18 protein-coding genes are annotated in these 17,547 nt (G+C 59.5%); 7 read left to right on the top strand and 11 right to left on the bottom strand.

All coding sequences use genetic code 11. The features are described from left to right. Window positions 1-15: 15 nt before the first annotated feature. The 4 genes from CYD26_RS00310 to CYD26_RS00295 all read right to left on the bottom strand — a co-directional run bounded on the left by CYD26_RS00310 (window position 16) and on the right by CYD26_RS00295 (window position 5,121). Window positions 16-846 (bottom strand): DUF4123 domain-containing protein, encoded by an 831-nt coding sequence (locus CYD26_RS00310; RefSeq protein ID WP_102051500.1) that lies wholly within the window; start codon window positions 844-846, stop codon window positions 16-18. Next, a complete protein-coding gene (locus tag CYD26_RS00305) occupies window positions 843-2,867 on the bottom strand; it encodes a type VI secretion system tip protein VgrG (protein ID WP_102051499.1) in 2,025 nt (674 codons plus the stop codon). The genes CYD26_RS00310 and CYD26_RS00305 overlap by 4 nt, the downstream gene beginning before the upstream one ends. 161 nt (window positions 2,868-3,028) lie before the next feature. Beyond that, window positions 3,029-3,769 (bottom strand): precorrin-6A synthase (deacetylating), encoded by a 741-nt coding sequence (cobF, locus tag CYD26_RS00300; protein ID WP_102051498.1) that lies wholly within the window; start codon window positions 3,767-3,769, stop codon window positions 3,029-3,031. A gap of 62 nt (window positions 3,770-3,831) precedes the next feature. Next, a complete protein-coding gene (locus tag CYD26_RS00295; protein WP_099775105.1) occupies window positions 3,832-5,121 on the bottom strand; it encodes an OprD family porin in 1,290 nt (429 codons plus the stop codon). Between the two features lie 353 nt (window positions 5,122-5,474). Here CYD26_RS00295 and CYD26_RS00290 point away from each other — a divergent pair, with 353 nt between their 5' ends. After that, window positions 5,475-5,834, top strand: a complete 360-nt coding sequence (locus CYD26_RS00290) for a histone-like nucleoid-structuring protein, MvaT/MvaU family (RefSeq protein ID WP_099776696.1) — start codon at window positions 5,475-5,477, stop codon at window positions 5,832-5,834. Window positions 5,835-6,060: 226 nt separating this feature from the next. Continuing rightward, window positions 6,061-6,582 carry a lactoylglutathione lyase gene (gloA, locus tag CYD26_RS00285; RefSeq protein ID WP_065762010.1) on the top strand — a complete coding sequence of 174 codons (522 nt, stop codon included), beginning with the start codon at window positions 6,061-6,063 and terminating at the stop codon, window positions 6,580-6,582. 98 nt (window positions 6,583-6,680) lie between these two features. On the opposite strand, the gene ahpF is transcribed toward gloA, so the two are convergent. The 7 genes from ahpF to CYD26_RS00250 all read right to left on the bottom strand — a co-directional run bounded on the left by ahpF (window position 6,681) and on the right by CYD26_RS00250 (window position 14,282). Continuing rightward, window positions 6,681-8,243 carry an alkyl hydroperoxide reductase subunit F gene (gene ahpF, locus CYD26_RS00280; RefSeq protein ID WP_102051497.1) on the bottom strand — a complete coding sequence of 521 codons (1,563 nt, stop codon included), beginning with the start codon at window positions 8,241-8,243 and terminating at the stop codon, window positions 6,681-6,683. A 117-nt stretch (window positions 8,244-8,360) separates the two neighbouring features. After that, entirely contained in the window at window positions 8,361-8,924 is a 564-nt protein-coding gene (gene ahpC, locus CYD26_RS00275; RefSeq protein ID WP_099775108.1) for an alkyl hydroperoxide reductase subunit C, read from the bottom strand. Between the two features lie 800 nt (window positions 8,925-9,724). Further along, window positions 9,725-11,080 (bottom strand): glutathione-disulfide reductase, encoded by a 1,356-nt coding sequence (gene gorA / locus CYD26_RS00270; RefSeq protein ID WP_102051496.1) that lies wholly within the window; start codon window positions 11,078-11,080, stop codon window positions 9,725-9,727. A 103-nt stretch (window positions 11,081-11,183) separates the two neighbouring features. Then, complete coding sequence (gene galU, locus CYD26_RS00265; protein ID WP_065761837.1) at window positions 11,184-12,023, bottom strand: UTP--glucose-1-phosphate uridylyltransferase GalU; 840 nt, start codon at window positions 12,021-12,023, stop codon at window positions 11,184-11,186. 189 nt (window positions 12,024-12,212) lie between these two features. Then, on the bottom strand, window positions 12,213-13,124 hold the full coding sequence (locus tag CYD26_RS00260) for a c-type cytochrome (RefSeq protein WP_099775110.1): 912 nt from the start codon (window positions 13,122-13,124) through the stop codon (window positions 12,213-12,215). Then, window positions 13,121-13,771, bottom strand: coding sequence for a cytochrome c (locus tag CYD26_RS00255; RefSeq protein WP_102051495.1), 651 nt, complete (start codon window positions 13,769-13,771; stop codon window positions 13,121-13,123). Before CYD26_RS00255 ends, CYD26_RS00260 begins: the two co-directional genes overlap by 4 nt. A gap of 160 nt (window positions 13,772-13,931) precedes the next feature. Further along, entirely contained in the window at window positions 13,932-14,282 is a 351-nt protein-coding gene (locus tag CYD26_RS00250) for a hypothetical protein (RefSeq protein WP_065761840.1), read from the bottom strand. Window positions 14,283-14,436: 154 nt separating this feature from the next. Between CYD26_RS00250 and CYD26_RS00245 the strand changes: the two genes are divergently transcribed. The 5 genes from CYD26_RS00245 to modB all read left to right on the top strand — a co-directional run bounded on the left by CYD26_RS00245 (window position 14,437) and on the right by modB (window position 17,545). Continuing rightward, a complete protein-coding gene (locus tag CYD26_RS00245; RefSeq protein ID WP_065761796.1) occupies window positions 14,437-14,742 on the top strand; it encodes a DUF1883 domain-containing protein in 306 nt (101 codons plus the stop codon). 2 nt (window positions 14,743-14,744) lie between these two features. After that, window positions 14,745-14,915: a hypothetical protein gene (locus tag CYD26_RS25200; protein WP_176717480.1), complete on the top strand. Its 171-nt coding sequence runs from the start codon at window positions 14,745-14,747 to the stop codon at window positions 14,913-14,915. A 39-nt stretch (window positions 14,916-14,954) separates the two neighbouring features. Then, window positions 14,955-16,028, top strand: a complete 1,074-nt coding sequence (locus tag CYD26_RS00240; RefSeq protein WP_102051494.1) for a nitronate monooxygenase family protein — start codon at window positions 14,955-14,957, stop codon at window positions 16,026-16,028. Between the two features lie 81 nt (window positions 16,029-16,109). After that, entirely contained in the window at window positions 16,110-16,865 is a 756-nt protein-coding gene (gene modA, locus CYD26_RS00235; protein WP_102051493.1) for a molybdate ABC transporter substrate-binding protein, read from the top strand. Further along, window positions 16,865-17,545, top strand: a complete 681-nt coding sequence (gene modB, locus CYD26_RS00230) for a molybdate ABC transporter permease subunit (protein ID WP_102051492.1) — start codon at window positions 16,865-16,867, stop codon at window positions 17,543-17,545. Before modA ends, modB begins: the two co-directional genes overlap by 1 nt. The last annotated feature ends 2 nt before the right edge of the window (window positions 17,546-17,547 follow it).

The following is a 17,547-nucleotide window of genomic DNA, read 5'->3' as shown; positions in this document are numbered from 1 at the left end:
TGTACGTTATTACAGTTAGAGGCGTTCAAGCGCGCTGAGCTTGTCCGCACTGGCAAGGTCATCACGCACCAGATATTCAGCGTGTGGCGTGTTACGCCAGAAGTGGTCGCCCTTGACCAGCGCTATCCGTAACCAGCGCTCCATATCAAGCCAGTGCGAATACCCCGCCTGCCGGGCGCCCAGCAGTTGTCGAAGCACAAACTCGACCGGTTCAGGCATGGGTAACGCCCGCTGATAATCCTGAGCCAGGCGTTGCGCCAGTACCTCAAGTTGTCGCTGTTCCAGACCTGCCTGATGCGCCTGGCTCAGGTACAGCCAACCCGGCGCACGCAGTTCGCCGTCCCACTCGGGGTAAGGGTTGGCGCAGTGACGCCAGCCAAGTTCGTTGCGCCAGGCCAGGTCAGTGCAGGGGCCGATGAAATGCGCCCGCTCACGCTCGTCGAAACTGGTTAGCAACGGTTCGAGCCAGCGTGGATCGAAAAAACGCAGCATCCGCAGGGAGGTGTCGGTGCGCATCGTCAGCAGGCTGCGCCAATGCTCCACGGCCTGCGCAAGGGTGGCGTCGTCCGCCAGGTACGCCACATAACCGGCATCGGCCCGCTCCAGCAGGCCACGGGCGTAGTCGGCGAGTTCGCCATGGGCCGGGCAACGCAGCACATAGGGGCCAGCGGCTTGCAGCCCGGCGTAGGGCGTGCCCTCGAACAATGGCACGCAGCAGGCGGGGGTGTAGCCATAGGCATGCTTGAGGGTGGTCGGCAGGTTCATGTCGAAACAGGCGTCGAGGATGACGCACAGGGTTCCCGACGCAACAGGTGCCTCGAACGGCGAAGTAATGGATGTGATCATGCTGGCTTCCCTGATTGATGAACTGGGCACTCACCCTTGCCGCCGCAACTACAGACTTCGGGTGGTGACAAGGCTCCCAGCACTGCATGCGGTTGGTAAATCGGCAGTCTTACCGGCACCGAGGCTGCAGCCGTGCCGGTCATGGGTGCACCGCCCAGTTGAATTTCCGTACTGCTGAATATCCCTCCGGCGCTGATGACGAGGTGGTGGCCTCCCGCCCTCAAGGTGAGGCTGGCCCCGGCCTCAAGCACTACCTTCAACCCGGAGCTCAGGTGTATCTGTTGCCCCGCCTCCACCACCAGCGTCTGCCCGATCCGGGTGTGGCTGCTGGCCCCCACGTCCAGGTACTCACTGGCCTTGAGCTGAACCTTGCGATCCGCCAGTACCGTGAAATGCTCTTCTGCTTCCAGTACCGTGGTGCTGTTGCCCGCGACCCGGGCCGAGTACTCACCGCCCACCTCCAGCCGGCTGTCACGCTCGACCTTCTGCTCCAGGTCTCGCTGGGCGCGCAGGTAGATCAGTTCGTGACCTTTGCGGTCCTCCACATGCAGTTCGTTGTAGCCACCACCACCCGGTGTGCTGCGGCTGCGAAACACGCTGCGGGTCTTGTTCGCCGGCAAGGCATGGGGCACCGGGTTGAGGCTATTGGGTAGGCAACCGCTGACCAGCGGACGGTCCGGATCGCCCTCCAGAAAGACCACCAATACCTCCATGCCCACCCGCGGAATGCTGACGCTGCCGTGGCCATTGCCGGCCCAGCCCGAGGCGACCCGCAGCCAGCAACTGCTCTGGTCGTTGTGCTGCCCCTCGCGGTCCCAGTGGAACTGCACCTTGACCCGGCCATAGGTGTCGCAATAGACCTCTTCGCCTTTCGGGCCGGTAACCCGGGCCGTCTGGCTGCCCAGCACACGGGGCTTGTGGTACGCCTGCTGCGGACGGTAGAACACGTCCCAGGGGGTGGCGCTAAAGTGGTTGCGATAGCCCTGCGAGAAGCCGTCATCCGCTGTGCAGTCGACAGTCATGCTCTCCTCCAGCACTTGCGGCTGCTTGCCTTGATGCTGAATCTCGGTCAGCAGCCACAGGTCGTTCAAGGCCTGGCACGGGTGGTCGGACAGCTCCAGCAGATGGCCCGTCACCAGCCTCGGCTGGTCGCTTCGGCCCTCCGCTACCCGATGCTCGGCCCGGTGGCGTTCCAGGGCGCGCTGGCTGAGTCGCTTGCCCTCCTCGCCCTGCAGAAAACCACCGGGGTAGGTGTAGTCCTCCAGGTTCGGCTCCGGGTAGGCCGTATCAGCCTGACGCTCGGCCTCGAGCACGAAGCTGGATTTCTCGAAGTCGTAGTCGCGCCAGAACGTGCGCCGGGTGCGCGCTTCCACGCGCAGGTTGAAACGGCTGATTACCGGCTCGTCGGCCACCAGGCCACTGTCCTGTTGGTAGGGGGTGGGCTGGCCGAGTTTGGGGAAAAAGGTCTGGTGGTCACTGAACACCACCGTGTGCCCGGTGCGGCTGTGCCGGAAGGTATAACTGACGCCCTCCTCGAAACACAGGCGCTGCAGAAAGTGCAGGTCGGACTCGCCGTACTGCACGCAGTACTCCCGTGGGGCGCTGGTCTTTTCCAGGTGCAGTTGGTAGGCATCGCTGAGGATGCCGTGTTCCTCAAGCACCTGGGCGATGATCTGCGCCAGCGTGCGCTGCTGGAAAATCCGGTGGTTGCGGCGCAACCCAAGGTAGGCTAGTTGCGGCACCAGCCTCAGGTTGTAGCGGGTCAGGCGCTTGCCCGTATCGCCCTGCGAAACGCGGTAAACCTGCCCATGAATGCCGGCGCCCTGCGCGTTGAACGCCAGGAAAGCCTGCTTGTGCAGCAAGGTTTCAAGCTCAAGGTCTGCGCGTTCGCTGACCAAGGCCACGTCAAAGGCAAAGGGTGTGCTGATGGCTTCCGTGCCGGTGAATGACAGCACCTGAAGGTCGTGCTGAAGGTCATCGATCGTCAGGCTGAAGTGCGCGTGATTGGCGGCTGAGAACATCCCTTGTCCCTATCGCGACGGTGATGGGCGAGGCGCTCGTGCAAGCATGAGCACCCCACATACGAAGGGATTTGACGCTAGCAGGGGTGTTTTCAGAAGGATGTAGGATGCGTCTGAACTCTGCGCCAGACGCGTCGCTAAACAGAATTGCGTGGCCTGTTTTAGTACAGCCGTCGCAGCAAATAGGTGTCCATGATCCAGCCTTTGCTGGCCCTGGCCTGCTCGCGCCGGGAAAGGATCTGTGCCTTCACCTCCAGCAACGGCCCCTGGATCAGGATTTCATCATCCGTTCCCAGATAAGCGCCCCAATAGATGTGCAACTGCGGATCGTCCAGCCTGGCAAAGACCGACTGGGCGTCGAGCATCACCACCACGTTTTCAATTGGCGACACATCAGCCAAACGCCGACCGGGCAGTATCTGCAAGGGCTCGCCAATGCGGTTCAAGGGGATGCAATGACGCGCGGCCAGCGCCTGGACACTGCTGATACCGGGAATGACCTCAAGGGAAAAGTGCCGCGCTTCGATCAGATCGAGAATGCGCAATGTACTGTCATACAGCCCAGGGTCGCCCCATAGCAGGAAAGCGCCGCATTCCCCCTGCTGCAGTTCATCTGCCAGCAGTCGCGCATACAAACACGCGCGCAGGCGGTGCCAGCCCTGTACGGCCTCGACATAATCCGGTGCCCCGGCGTCACGCAGCGGGTCATCAACCACAACCACCCGGTAAGGCCGATGCACATGCTGCTCAAGCAGCTCCATGCGCGAACGCAGCAAGTCATCCTTGCCCGTCCCCTTGTCCAGCAGGAAAAAGACGTCGGCGCGGTTCAGTGCATCAATGGCTTCCAGCGTGATCTGTCGGGGATTGCCCGGGCCGATGCCGATCAACAGCAGGTGTTTCATCACTGTGGCTCCCAGGAATACACGGCCATTGTCGAACGGCCGCGTATTCCTGGCAAAGCCGTTTACAGCAACGAGAAGTTGTAGCTGACAATCACCCGGGTTTCGTCCATGTCGCGGGCAAATTTTTCGTAGTTGCTGCGGTAGGTAGCGTTACGCAGGCGCACACTGACATCCTTGAACGTGCCGCTCTGTACCTGGTACTTGAACTCGGTATCGCGCTCCCATTCCTTGCCTTCGGCCTGGCTGCCCGGCACCTTGATACTGTCGCCGTTGATGTAGCGGGTGAAGAAGGTCAGCCCCGGAACACCCAGTGCCTTGAAGTCATAGTCGTAGCGCAGTTGCCAGGAACGCTCCTGTGCGGCGGCAAAGTCGTTGACCTGAGAATAGTTGACCAGGTACGGATTACTGCCATCGAGGTACGGCATGGCGTTTTCGCCATACATGCGCTGCCAGCCAGCACTGAACTTGTGCCCACCGAGGCCGTAGCCCAGCATGCCGCTGAACGCACGGTGATCGATACTGCCAGCCTTGGCTGCCCCGATGTCGTCACTCTTGATAAGCCGCAGGTCTGCCGACAGACTGCCCACGCTCAGGGGCTGGCTGGCGAGCACGCCCAGGAAGTGCTGACGGTAGATGTCGTCCAGGGTCGCAACCTGGTACTGACCCGTGAGCCGCTCATTGAAACGGTAGTCGACCCCAGCCATGTCAAAGTGATCGGCCTTGGTATCGCAAGCGTAGCGCTTGTTCTTGCAATGCACGCGAATCTCTTGTGCATCGGTCGAGTCCCGTGCGGTGTAGCGATCCAGGCGCGCCGCCATGAACTTGAGGTCCTTGACCTCTTCAGAGGTCAACTGGGTGCCGTGGAACATGGTTGGCAACAAACGGCCATCGTTGTACTTGAGCAACGGCACATCGGGCATCATCGCACCGTACTTGAGCACGGTGTTCGAGTAGCGCACTTTCCCCGCTACGCCCAACTTTGCATACTGGTCCGCAGAATGCCGGGGGTTGTGGCCACTGGAAGGCAACAGTCCACTGTTACTGTCGCCGGGGCTGGAGTCGAGCTTGAAACCGAACATGCCCAGTGCATCAACGCCAAACCCGACAGGCCCTTCGGTATAACCGGATTGCACATTCAGGATAAAGCCCTGAGCCCACTCTTCACGTTTTGAGCCCCCCTGTTGCGAGCTGGTGTGACCATCGCGAAAGTCGCGATTGAAATAGACATTACGTGCCTCGACTTTGGCACTGGTGTCGTCAAGAAAACCGGCGGCCTGGGCCGAAAAACCGGCAAACAGGGCCACTAGGCCCGCCAGATGGCGCCCTTGGACAAATGGAGAGGGGGGGAACATGAGTTACGACAATCCGAATAAAGGCAAAGAACCAACCGGCGCCCTTCCTGGCACCGGCCACATGCACCGACATACCACCTGCGGCGACCTTAAATTATCGCCAGACCGCTCTAGAACGGGCCATTGGACCTTGGTCTAGACACCTCGGCCGCTCGACTAATCCTCAAATAGCGGAAAGCGCTGTAGTTCAATAGTTCTGCACACCGTCATTATAAAAGCCTAACCGCGGCGCGTTATTTATTGACTACACTGATTATTACTATGACGCCATGCCCCTGCGACCGCTGTGCTTTTCAATACGCTAATGATGGCCGTGCATACAACGCCATTGCAGATAAAGAGGAGTAATGATTGTGTCCCGACTTGCTGAGTTTCGTGCTGCCGAAAGAGCGCTCCAGGAACAGCTTGCTCAACTGGAGGCCTTGAAAAAGGATGCCGGCCTAAAACGTGAAATAGAGTTCGAGCAGAAACTTGTCGGCCTGATGAACAGCTATGGCAAGAGCCTGCGCGATGTGATCGAAATACTCGATCCCAAAGCAGCCGAAAAGACATCGCCCGCCACTGTCCGGCAACGTCGTCCGCGTGTGGTAAAAGTCTACGAAAACCCCCACACCGGCGAGTTGATCGAAACCAAAGGGGGCAATCACCGTGGCCTGAAAGCCTGGAAACAACAGTACGGCGCGCAGACGGTCGAGAGCTGGGTACGCCACTGAAAAACGCCCTTTTACTTCACATATTTTTCACATCATCTCTTCCAGGATGAAAGCTGCTAAAGGACTAGCGCCCCATTTGCCCGCTCCGGCGGGCTACTTATTTGATTGCGCCCTGCCGACCCCGTCTGCAGGGCGCAAACCGTTTGCGCAATCGCTTCACTTCCGTATCATGGCCGTCTGACCGTTTCGCTGGCACCACCGTGCCAGCCTTTTCTGCGGAGAGCCCATGAGCTTGCAACATCTCGACACACTTCCTGGCGTCACTGCACAACCGGACGCTGCGACCCAAAACTTCGTGTTCAACCACACCATGTTGCGGGTCAAGGATGTCGCCAAATCCCTGGACTTCTACACCCGTGTACTGGGCTTCAGCCTGGTGGAAAAGCGCGATTTCCCGGAAGCTGAATTCAGCCTGTACTTCCTCGCCCTGGTCGACAAGGCGCAGATCCCCAGCGATCCAGCAGCACGTAACACGTGGATGAAGTCGATTCCTGGCATCCTTGAATTGACGCACAACCACGGCACCGAGAATGATCCTGCGTTCGCCTATCACAATGGCAACACCGATCCGCGCGGCTTTGGCCATATCTGCATTTCGGTACCGGACATCCGCGCGGCCTGCGAACGCTTTGAAGCACTGGGTGTCACCTTCCAGAAGCGCCTGAGCGATGGCCGCATGAAGCATCTGGCCTTCATCAAGGACCCGGACGATTACTGGGTCGAGATCATTCAGCCTACTGAATTCTAAGCGATGCCCCGGGCGCTTGCGTCACAGGGGCACAGACAGCCGAAAGCGCTTCCACCCTCCTGGGGTAGAAGCGCTTTCGGTAATGGTCAGGCTAGGCCTCAGGCTGGCGCCGAGGTACGAATCAGGTGATCAAAGGCTGCCAGTGATGCTTTGGCGCCCTCACCGACCGCAATGACAATCTGCTTGTACGGCACAGTGGTCACGTCACCGGCGGCAAAAACACCTGGCAGGTTGGTCTGACCGCGGGCATCGACCACAATCTCGCCACGCGCGGACAGTTCAACGGTGCCCTTGAGCCAATCGGTATTGGGCAGCAAGCCGATCTGTACAAAGATCCCTTCCAGCGCCAGATCATGCACCACTTCAGTCGTGCGGTCCTTATAGCGCAAGCCGCTGACCTTCTGCCCATCGCCCAGGACTTCAGTCGTCAAGGCGCTGGTAATGACCTTGACGTTGGGCAAGCTGTGCAGCTTGCGTTGCAGTACCGCATCGGCACGCAGTTGGCTGTCAAACTCGATCAGGGTGACCTGAGCAACGATACCCGCCAGGTCGATAGCCGCTTCCACACCGGAGTTGCCACCACCGATCACCGCCACGCGCTTGCCTTTGAACAGCGGGCCATCGCAGTGCGGGCAATAGGCGACACCGCGGCTGCGGTACTCCTTCTCCCCCGGGACGTTCATTTCACGCCAGCGCGCACCGGTAGCAAGAATGACGGTCTTGGCCTTGAGCGACGCACCACTGGCCAGGCGCACCTCGTGCAGGCCACCATCGGTTCCTGGAATCAGCGCGTCGGCACGCTGCAGGTTCATGATGTCGACGTCGTACTGCTTGACGTGCTCCTCCAGCGCCGTAGCCAGTTTCGGCCCTTCGGTTTCCTGCACCGAGATAAAGTTCTCGATTGCCATGGTATCCAGTACCTGACCGCCAAAACGCTCAGCAGCAACACCGGTACGAATACCCTTGCGCGCCGCGTAAATGGCCGCTGCAGCACCGGCCGGGCCACCACCGACCACCAGCACGTCGAACGCGTCCTTGGCATTGATCTTCTCGGCCTGACGCTCACCGGCGCTGGTGTCGAGTTTGCCGAGGATCTCCTCCAGCCCCATGCGGCCCTGACCGAAGACCTCACCATTGAGGTACACACTTGGCACGGCCATGACCTTGCGTGACTCGACTTCATCCTGGAACAGCGCGCCGTCGATCGCGACGTGGCGCACGCTCGGATTGAGTACCGCCATCAGGTTAAGCGCCTGGACCACATCCGGGCAGTTCTGGCAGGACAACGAGAAGTAGGTTTCAAAGTTGAACTCACCCTTGAGCGCACCAATCTGCTCGATCACTTCGGCGCCGGCCTTGGACGGATGACCGCCGACCTGCAGCAGCGCCAGCACCAACGAGGTGAATTCGTGCCCCAAGGGGATACCCGCGAAACGCAGGCTGATATCGGCGCCAGGGCGATTGAGCGAGAACGACGGGCGACGGGCGTCACTGCCATCCTCACGCAGGGTAATCAGGTTCGACAGGCTGGCGATTTCGCGCAGCAGGTCGTGCAATTCACGGGACTTCGCGCCGTCGTCGAGGGAAGCAACGATCTCGATCGGCTGAGTGACCCGCTCCAGGTAGGACTTCAACTGAGTTTTAAGCGTGGCGTCCAACATACGGGCGATTCCTTTTTAAACAGTAGAAAAAACAACGCCCGGGCGAAAGCGCCCGGGCGTTTTGCGGGGCGGTGACAACGTCAGGTGCGGTAGACCGCCCTCGGCTGGTTCAAGGTCTTAGATCTTGCCGACCAGGTCCAGCGATGGCGCCAGGGTGGCTTCGCCTTCTTTCCACTTGGCCGGGCAGACTTCACCTGGGTGGGCGGCAACGTACTGGGCGGCCTTGACCTTGCGCAGCAGCTCACTGGCATCACGACCGACACCGCCGTCATTCAGCTCGACGATTTTGATCTGGCCTTGCGGGTTGATCACGAAAGTACCGCGGTCAGCCAGACCGGCTTCTTCGATCAGCACGTCGAAGTTGCGGGAGATGACGTGGGTTGGGTCACCGATCAGCGGGTACTGGATCTTGCCGATGGTGTCCGAGGTGTCGTGCCACGCTTTGTGGGTGAAGTGGGTGTCGGTGGACACGCCATAGATCTCTACGCCCAGCTTCTGGAATTCGGCGTAGTTGTCGGCCAGGTCGCCCAGCTCGGTTGGGCAGACGAAGGTGAAGTCGGCCGGGTAGAAAAATACTACAGACCATTTGCCCTTCAGGTCAGCTTCCGACACCTCGACGAACTTGCCGTTGTGGTAAGCGGTAGCGTTGAACGGTTTGACCTGGCTATTGATGATAGGCATGAGTGACGCTCCTTCAGGGGTTGAGAAATCTGATGGAGAGAATCCTAGTCACTTATCGAAAAAATCGCTCATTGGCAAAGCTGATGCCGCCGATTGGTTTTGGCTATAAGCCGAAGTGATTAATAGAAGATTTCTGTTTGTATCGCAGGCAAGCCAGCTCCAACAAAGGCTAAACAGCCTGTAGGAGCGGGGCTTGCCCGCGATGCAGCCGCCGCGAACTCACAGGCACCCCACCGACGCTATCGCAAGCAAGCCAGCTCCAACAAAAGCTAAACAGCCTGTAGGAGCGGGTCTTGCCCGCGATACAGACGCCGCGCACTCACTGCCACCCCGCCGACGCCATCGCAAGCAAGCCAGCGCCAACAAAAGCTAAACAGCCTGTAGGAGCGGGTCTTGCCCGCGATGCAGCGGCCGCGAACTCACAGGCACCCCGCCGACGCCCTCGCAGGCAAGCCAGCTCCAACAAAAGCTAAACAGCCTGTAGGAGCAGGGCTTGCCCGCGATGCAGCCGCCGCGCACTTACTGCCACCCCGCCGACGCCATCGCAGGCAAGCCAGCTCCAACAAAAGCTAAACAGCCTGTAGGAGCCGGGCTTGCCCGCGATGCAGACGCCGCGAACTCACTGCCACCCCGCCGACGCCATCGCAAGCAAGCCAGCGCCAACAAAAGCTAAACAGCCTGTAGGAGCGGGTCTTGCCCGCGATGCAGCGGCCGCGAACTCACAGGCACCCCACCGACGCCCTCGCAGGCAAGCCTGCTACAAAGGCCGTTCCAACACAGGTGCCTGCAACGGGCGACTGTTAGCGAACAGGCGTGCGCATGGTCACAAACTCTTCGGCAGCCGTTGGATGCACACCGATGGTTTCGTCGAATTGCTGTTTGGTCGCACCCGCCTTCAGTGCAATACCCAGCCCCTGGATGATCTCGCCAGCATCCGGGCCAACCATATGGCAGCCAAGGACGCGGTCCGTCTTGGCATCGACTACCAGCTTCATCAAGGTACGTTCCTGACACTCGGTGAGGGTCAGTTTCATTGGCCGGAATCGGCTTTCAAAAATACTCACCTCATAGCCCTGCTCCAGCGCCTGCTCTTCGCTCAGGCCAACAGTGCCAATCGGCGGCTGGCTGAACACCGCTGTCGGTATGTTCTGGTAGTCAACCTTACGGTACTGCTCAGGCTTGAACAGGCGCCGCACCACGGCCATACCCTCGGCCAGCGCCACCGGGGTTAATTGCACACGCCCGATCACATCACCAATCGCCAGAATCGATGGATCAGTGGTCTGAAACAGTTCGTCGACGCGGATGAAGCCGCGCGAATCAAGTTCGACACCGGTGTTTTCCAGGCCCAGGTTATCCAGCATCGGACGACGCCCAGTGGCGTAAAACACGCAATCGGCGATCAGTTCACGGCCATCGTTGAGGGTGGCCTTGAGGCTTCCGTCCGCCTGTTTCTCGATACTGCGAATTTCAGTATTGAACTGCAGGTCCATGCCGCGCTTTTCCAGTTCCTCCTTCAGGTGCTCACGCACGGCACCGTCGAAGCCGCGCAGGAACAGGTCCCCTCGGTAGAGCAGCGAAGTTTTGGCACCGAGCCCTTGGAAAATACCGGCAAACTCTACCGCGATGTAACCGCCACCTACCACCAGCACGCGCTTGGGCAGGTCCTTCAGGTAGAAAGCTTCATTGGAGCTGATAGCCAACTCTTTACCCGGGATGTCCGGAATCTGCGGCCAGCCACCAGTAGCGATCAGAATGTGCTCGGCGCTGTAACGCTGCCCGTCGACCTCCACTTCATGGGCCCCGGTCAGCCGCGCATGCCCCTCAAGCAGGGTCACGCCGCTGTTCAGCAGCAGGTTGCGATAGATACCATTGAGCCGCTCGATTTCACGGTTCTTGTTGGCGATCAATTGCCCCCAATCGAACTGTGCATCTTCCAGTGACCAGCCAAAACCACTGGCCTGCTCAAAGTCATCGGCGAAATGAGCGCCGTAGACCAGCAGTTTTTTCGGCACGCAGCCAACGTTTACGCAGGTCCCCCCCAGGTAACGGCTTTCGGCAACCGCCACCTTTGCACCGAAGCCCGCGGCAAAGCGCGCCGCACGCACACCGCCGGAACCGGCACCAATCACGAACAGATCAAAATCGTAGGCCATCTCAGGTCTCCTTGGCAGGCCATCAGCATAACCCCGGCGACAGCCAGGAACAAAAAAGCCACCCGAAGGTGGCTTTTTCGACTTCAACGGTTACGCCAACAAATCAGTAGGCCTTGCCGGTCTTGTAGAAGTTTTCGAAGCAGAAGTTGGTGGCGTCGATGTAGCCTTCGGCACCACCGCAGTCAAAACGCTTGCCCTTGAATTTGTAGGCCATTACGCAGCCGTTCTGCGCCTGCTTCATCAGGGCGTCGGTGATCTGGATCTCGCCACCCTTGCCTGGCTCGGTCTGCTCGATCAGGTCGAAGATGTCCGGCGTCAGGATGTAGCGACCAATGATGGCCAGGTTCGACGGCGCATCTTCAGGCTTTGGCTTCTCGACCATGCTGTGGACGCGGTAAATGTCGTCACGGATCATCTCGCCGGCAATCACGCCGTACTTGTTGGTTTCCGAAGGATCGACTTCCTGGATGGCCACGATCGAGCAGCGGAACTGCTTGTACAGCTTGACCATCTGGGTCAGCACGCCATCGCCTTCCAGGTTGACGCACAGGTCGTCGGCCAGTACTACGGCAAACGGCTCGTCGCCGATCAGCGGACGACCGGTCAGGATCGCGTGGCCCAGGCCTTTCATTTCGGTCTGACGGGTGTAGGAGAATGAACACTCGTCGAGCAGGCGGCGAATACCGACCAGGTACTTTTCCTTGTCGGTGCCCTTGATCTGGTTTTCCAGCTCGTAGCTGATGTCGAAATGGTCTTCCAGAGCACGCTTGCCACGACCGGTAACGATGGAGATCTCGTTCAGACCTGCCTCCAGCGCCTCTTCAACGCCGTACTGGATCAGTGGCTTGTTCACCACCGGCAGCATTTCCTTGGGCATGGCTTTGGTTGCTGGCAGGAAGCGAGTGCCGTAACCGGCTGCCGGGAACAAGCATTTTTTGATCATAAAAGTCCTTAACAAGGGCTGTGCGTACGAAATTCGGCGCAGTCTAATCAGGCGGCGGTCACCTTACAATGCCCCACCCACGGTTAGCCGATGCCAAATAGAGAAATACCAGTGTAGATAGTTCCCTGGCCAGGTAAATATTGCACCTGCCGATCACCCTCGACAGGCACAAAATGGCAGGGGCTGAGCTTACTCAGTGCCTTGACCAATCAAGACACCCTCGACCTTTTGCCCATACAGGTTCACGCCATCATTGGCGTGGAACTTCAGACGGGTCTTCTCGATGGAGCCTTCGATCAGCCGTGGATCCTGAGGGCGCTCGTGTTTGTTGATGTAAGCCGCCACGTCCCAGGCTTGCTGGTCCGAGAGGCTGCCGGGCTTGCCCAAGGGCATATTGTGCTTGATGAACGAGGTGGCCGTATTGATCCGGTGCATGCCCGCGCCCCAGTTATAGGAGTCCTTGCCCCAAAGTGGCGGCATCACATAGTCGCTGGCAACCTTCTGGCCTTCACCGTTGTTGCCATGACACACCGCGCACTGATCCTTGTACACCTGCTCGCCCCGGCTGAAATCGTAACCCTGAGCAGGTTCCGGTACGTCCGGGTAACCACGCCCGGGTGTCTCGACGCCAATCGGCGCCTTGCTGGCCAACCAGTAGGCGTAGACCGACAAGGCGGTCATTTCCGGGCTATCCGCTGCAGGCGGCTTGCCATTCATGCTGAACTGAAAACACCCTTGGATACGCTCGGCGAAGGTGTTGACCTTGTCGTTTTTCTTGCGATACGCCGGGTACATGGGGTACGCCCCCCACAGCGGGGCCGAGTTGGCCAGGCGCCCCTGATCAAGGTGGCAGTTACTGCAATTGAGACCATTGCCGACGTAGTTCGGCATCAGCCGCCGAGTATCGACGAACAGGGCGTAGCCATCACGGACCATCTTGCCGAACGCGTTGTCCGGCAGTTCACGTTCGGCAGGAGGAACGAAGCCACTTGCCGTGCTGGCAGGTGGCACGTTCAACTGGGACTGGTCCTCCATGACAACCTGTGCAGCGTGAACACTGCCCATGGACAATGCCAGCGAAGCCAAGATAAAGCGCGTCATTGTTTGCCCTCCTGGCTGCCAAGGTTGGCAAAGTACTCCGCTACCGCCTTGACCTCGTCGTCACTCAATGCCTTGGCTACGCCAACCATGAGCTGGTTGGAATCGTTGCTGCGAGTGCCGTCTCGCCACGCGTTGAGCTGTGCCGCCAGATAGGTGGCCGGCTGATGCACCAGTGGCGGGAAATGCTCGCCGACGCCCACGCCGGCAGGGCCATGGCATTGAACACAGCCAGGAATGCTGCGTGCCCAATCGCCGTACAGCGCCAGCTTCTCATCTGGGCTGCTCGCCATCTGCTGACGGCGGACAAGCGGGGTTTTCGGGGTGGGCATGGCTGCCAGGGCAGCGCTGACTGCCTGGATTTCCGAGGCGCTCAGGGCCTTGGCCAACGGCTCCATGATCGGGTTCTTGCGGCTGCCACTACGAAAGTCGGCCAGTTGCTTGCTCAGGTAGCCGGCAGGCAAGCCTGCCAACCGTGGGAACCCGGCCGCTGCCATGCCCATGCCATCAGCGCCGTGACAGCCCATGCATGCCATGGCGGCGGGGTTCTGGCCGCCTTGAGTGAAAACGTTTTGACCTTCCGTAGCCTGCGCGACCTGAAGCGAGAGCAGCAATGCGCCGCTCGCCAGGATTCGATCCAGTGGGATCATCACGAACTCCATTTTCTAGTTATTAGCTTAGGCACATAAAATATAAGCCTATGGATAGTAGGCCTATATACCGCCCGCTACAAACATTGCGCCAACACTGGAAAAGGAGGGATACCGCACTGAATCGTTCTATCTGGAGACCATCATCGAAACACCGGCCTCAGCCCGAGATACAGTGCGTGGCTGCGGTTTTCACATCCCCCAAACGCATTGGGAAGTTGTTCAGGCGTTCATACAACTTGATGCTGCTGCCACTGCCACGTTTTTCAATATCGAATACCGCTGCAGGCCCAGCGGAAAGTTTTTGCGGCACGATCAAGCGAACCCCATCATGGCGCTCTTCCAGTTGCAAAGGTGCGCGACTGTCGGCCAGCGCTTGCTGGACACAATGGGCATACGCCTGGGGCGACTTGCCTGAAATAACATCCAGGGTCTCGGGGGTTTGCTCAAGCTCTGCCACACTCGCACAACCAGTCAGCGTTACTGCCAACGCTGGGACAAGCCATCTCATCGATACCACTCCATCGAAAAAAGTTCTGACCACGCGCCGACAGATTTGCTCCCTTGATTGGCAGATTTCTCCTAGGTCTGGCGCGAAGGCCGACAGTGTAACCGACATCGTGGTATCGTTTTGATTTGCGAAAAGTTCCGTTGCGGAGAGTCACATGAAATTTGTACATCGGCGCGAACATCTCAATGAGGACGACATTGTCGTTATCGAGTGTTCCCAGCGCTGCAATATTCGCCTGATGAGCGATGCCAACTTCCGCAGCTTCAAGAATGGTGGTCGCCATACCTACCACGGTGGCGCTTTCGACCGGTTCCCGGCAAAAATCACGGTACCCAGTTCCGGCTTCTGGAACATCACCATCGATACCGCCGGCCCGCGCCTGAACAATGCCGCCTCACGCAAGACGACGTTCACCCATTCCATCAAGATCATCCGTCGATCTTCTTCAAAGCTGAGCTGAACATGAGCGACACACGCAAGTACGTCATCCATTACAAACTCGACGATCAACGCCGCTGGGACTTTGCCCAGCTGACTGATGATTCGCTCGAACAAGCTCAAGCCGCACTCAAGGCGATGCACGGCGAAGACGCCGAACGCATCACTGAAATTCGCGTCACCCGAGCGCTTTAACCGCAGGACTGCACATTACGCCACAAGGAGAACCGGGCAATGAGCCGCTGGCCAGACAGCCGTATCCTCGATTTGCTGGGCATAGAACTGCCCATTATCCAGGCACCGATGGCCGGCTCTACGGGGTCCGCCATGGCCATTGCCGTCAGTAACGCTGGCGGCCTGGGCTCCCTGCCCTGCGCAACCCTGAGCATCGAGCAGATGCGCCAGGAGCTGCAGGCTTTTTCCCAGGCCAGCCAACGCCCGCTTAACGTCAATTTTTTCTGCCACCGATCGCCAACACCCGACAGTGAACGCGATGCGCGCTGGAAACAGGCATTAAAACCGTATTACGACGCCTTGGGCGCCGATTTCGAGGCGCCTACACCGGTTTCAAACCGCGCCCCTTTTGATGCCGCAGCCTGCGAACTGGTAGAAGCCTTCCGCCCGGCGGTTGTCAGCTTCCACTTTGGCCTGCCAGACGCCGAGCTGGTAAAACGGGTCAAGGCAACGGGGGCCAAGGTGTTGTCGAGCGCAACGACCGTCGCTGAAGCCGTGTGGCTGGAGCAACAGGGTTGCGATGCGATCATTGCCATGGGGTACGAAGCCGGCGGGCACCGCGGCATGTTTCTCAGCAGCGACCTGAATACCCAGGTCGGCACCCTGGCGCTGGTCCCCCAGGTTGTTGATGCCGTGCAGGTCCCGGTCATTGCCGCTGGCGGTATTGGCGACGCACGCGGCATCGTTGCAGCGTTTGCACTGGGTGCTTCAGCCGTACAGATGGGAACCGCCTACTTGTTCTGCCCGGAAGCCAAGATCTCGGCCGCCCATCGCCAGGCCCTGCACACCCATGCGGAGAGCGATACGGCACTGACCAACCTGTTCACCGGGCGCCCGGCCCGCGGGATTACTACCCGCATCATGCGTGAACTTGGCCCGATGAACCCCGCCGCACCCGCCTTTCCACTGGCAGGTGGTGCCTTGATGCCACTGCGGGCGATCAGCGAGCCCCAGGGCAATACCGATTTCAGCAACCTGTGGTCCGGCCAGGCGCTGAGGCTGGGCGTTGAACTGCCGGCTGCACAACTCACCCAACAGTTGGCGAACAAGGCCCTGGCGCTCCTCGCACGCTGAAACAATCCTTCCGGTGTACCTGCGTATCGCTATATATTTACGTACATAGCGATACCCCTTCAGCACACGGAGCCGTGTTTCATGCGTATGAAAGCCCCCCGTTTCGCCCTGGCCCTCCTGGGCGCCGTTGTGACCAGCAGCGCTTGGGCCGATGACGTGCAGGTTGCCGTGGCAGCCAACTTCACTGCGCCCATTCAGGCCATCGCCAAAGAATTCGAGAAAGACACTGGCCACAGGCTGGTCACGGCCTTCGGTGCCACCGGGCAGTTCTATGCACAAATCAAGAACGGCGCACCCTTCGAGGTGTTCCTCGCCGCAGACGACACCACACCAGCCAAACTCGAAGCCGAGGGCGATACCGTCAAGGGCTCGCGCTTTACCTATGCAATCGGCACGCTCGCGCTGTGGTCAGCCAAAGACGGCTATGTCGATGCCGAAGGCAGCGTGCTGAAACAGAACCAGTTCCAGCACTTGGCCATCGCCAACCCCAAGGCCGCACCTTATGGCCTTGCCGCCACTCAGGTACTGCAGAAGCTGAACCTGACCGATGCAACCCGGGCCAAGCTCGTGGAGGGCCAGAACATCACCCAGGCCTATCAGTTCGTCGCCACCGGCAATGCGGAACTGGGCTTTGTGGCGCTGTCGCAGATTTACCAGGAGGGCAAGATCACCCACGGCTCAGCCTGGGTAGTGCCAGCAGCACTGCATGAACCGATCCGTCAGGACGCCGTGATTCTGGCCAAAGGCAAAGACAACCCAGCCGCTCAGGCCCTGGTTGACTACCTCAAGGGTCCAAAGGCTGCTGCCGTCATTGCCGCCTACGGTTACTCACGCTAATGCCACTGGACGCCAACGACCTTGCCGCGATCTGGCTGACCTTCAAACTGGCCAGCCTGACCACGCTGATTCTGCTGATTGTTGGCACCCCCATCGCCTGGTGGCTGACACGCACCCGCTCGTGGCTGCGCGGCCCGGTTGGGGCTATCGTCGCCCTGCCCTTGGTCCTTCCGCCCACCGTCATCGGTTTCTACCTGCTGCTGGCGATGGGCCCCAATGGTTTGATCGGCCAGGCCACCCAGGCACTGGGCCTGGGCACTGTGGTGTTCAGCTTCAGCGGCCTGGTAATCGGCTCAGTGATCTATTCCATGCCCTTCGTCGTACAACCCTTGCAGAACGCCTTCAGCGCCATCGGCGAGCGTCCACTGGAGGCTGCGGCAACATTGCGCGCCGGGCCTTGGGACACCTTTTTCAGCGTAGTACTGCCGCTGGCCAAACCCGGCTTCATCACCGCCAGCATTCTTGGATTCGCCCACACCGTTGGCGAGTTCGGCGTAGTGTTGATGATTGGCGGCAATATTCCCGACAAAACACGCGTGGTTTCGGTACAGATCTACGACCATGTGGAAGCCATGGAGTACCTGCAAGCACACTGGCTGGCGGGCGCCATGCTGGTGTTCTCATTTGTGGTGTTGTTGGCCCTGTATGCCAGCCGCCGTGAAAAACCGGGCTGGAGCTAAAC

Source organism: Pseudomonas sp. FFUP_PS_473 (genome assembly GCF_002858665.1).
Taxonomy (GTDB): domain Bacteria; phylum Pseudomonadota; class Gammaproteobacteria; order Pseudomonadales; family Pseudomonadaceae; genus Aquipseudomonas; species Aquipseudomonas defluvii.
Note: the sequence above shows the minus strand (reverse complement) of the source record. Positions and strands in the feature narration are given on the sequence as shown.